This is a genomic window from Oceanisphaera psychrotolerans, assembly GCF_001870485.1.
In the GTDB taxonomy this organism is placed as follows: Bacteria; Pseudomonadota; Gammaproteobacteria; order Enterobacterales; family Aeromonadaceae; genus Oceanimonas; species Oceanimonas psychrotolerans.
Genome location: NZ_MDKE01000057.1, coordinates 1 through 1,413 on the forward strand (window position 1 = coordinate 1; position 1,413 = coordinate 1,413).

General features: G+C 53.3%; 1 protein-coding gene. It reads right to left on the bottom strand.

Annotated features, from left to right (window positions below):
• Positions 1–9: 9 nt before the first annotated feature.
• Complete coding sequence (locus BFR47_RS15030; RefSeq protein WP_071473830.1) at positions 10–1,329, bottom strand: IS4 family transposase; 1,320 nt, start codon at positions 1,327–1,329, stop codon at positions 10–12.
• Positions 1,330–1,413: the final 84 nt, after the last annotated feature.

A 1,413-nucleotide genomic window follows, 5' to 3' on the forward strand; every position in this document is an offset into this window, starting at 1 on the left:
TAATGCCGTTCACTTAAGGTGAACGGCATTTTTCTTTCTGACTGGGTACGTGTTCTTCGAAGCCTTTAGTACCCTTGGATAGCTTCGTTCTCGTTTCCCTTCCAGTTTGAACTGTTTGGCTTGTTTCTCTGGTGCAAACACCGCGCTTGGCAGGTTGCCTGGTGCCACACCAGGCAACTGGGTCAGTTTGAAGATGATATAGGACGACGCCTCCCTGAAGCTCAGCTGATTGGGATAGGTCGCAGGTAACGAATGAGCCATTAATATCATTTTGTAGCGGATGAGGTTATAGGCCAGCAGCACGCCCCACAGCTCTTGCCGTATCAACTCCGGCAACTGACTACGCAAGGTAAAGCGACTGTCCAGCAGGTGCTGTTTCATTTCTCGATAACCCAGCTCGATTTCCCAGCGATGGGCATATAAATCAACAATATCCCGACCGGGGTAGGCCATGGCATCGGTCAGGGACGTCAGGACATGAACGAGCTTACCCTTGACGGTTTTACTCAGCAGTCTCGCCTCCAGCGTCTCCGGTAATCCGGGCCACTTTTTTCTAGCCTGTGGGCTGGTGGTCAGTCGAACCAGTTTGTCCTGCCGCCCCAAGCTGCGTATCACTTCGTACTGCGTGCCTTTACGCATTGGCAGCAACCAGTGGCGCTGCTGCCCTTGTTGCCAGGCATGCAGCAAACCCAACGAGTAAAACCCTTTATCAAACAGCGTCAGACTCTTGTCCGGTACGCTCGCCAGTAACCGGGCAGCCAGGTGCATTTCATTCACCGCGACGCTGTCAAAGGCACTATCCACCAATAAATGGCTGCTCAGCTCCATCAGGCACACCATGCGAACTTGTGGGTAAGCCGCCTCCTTGGATTTGTTCGCAGTGCGGGCAAATGCTTCGGCATTCTGTGGCGAGTCTGGTGTTCGCCAGACCACGCCGTCAACACCATACAGATTCAGTCCACCCCAGTTTGGATGTTGAGCCTGCGCGTGCCAGTTGACACTGGTTTGCCTGAAGATATCGCGCACCACCTCACTGCCGAGCTTTTTACGTGCCTGCGTGACCGCGCTACGCACCACCGAATCGACCTCCTGTGGCAAGACAATATCCAGTTTGTTGATTAATTGGCGTACTGAATCACCACGAAACAACGCCATACCAATGACCGCCCAGACCATGGCTTCCATGGGCAGCTTGCGCCTACGCACCGTTGCCACGCCGTTGGAAACCAGGCAAGCCTGGATTATCTCGGGATCGAGCACATCGGCCAGGCTGTGAAATTCAACGGTACGATTGAGAGAAGTGCGAGCCAGTGCGTCTGAAAGCAGCATAAAAAAATCCGATGACCTGTGATCATCGGATTTTGATCTTCTGAGCGGGATCGTCAAGCGATCTGGCTTAACTGATCGGCATTA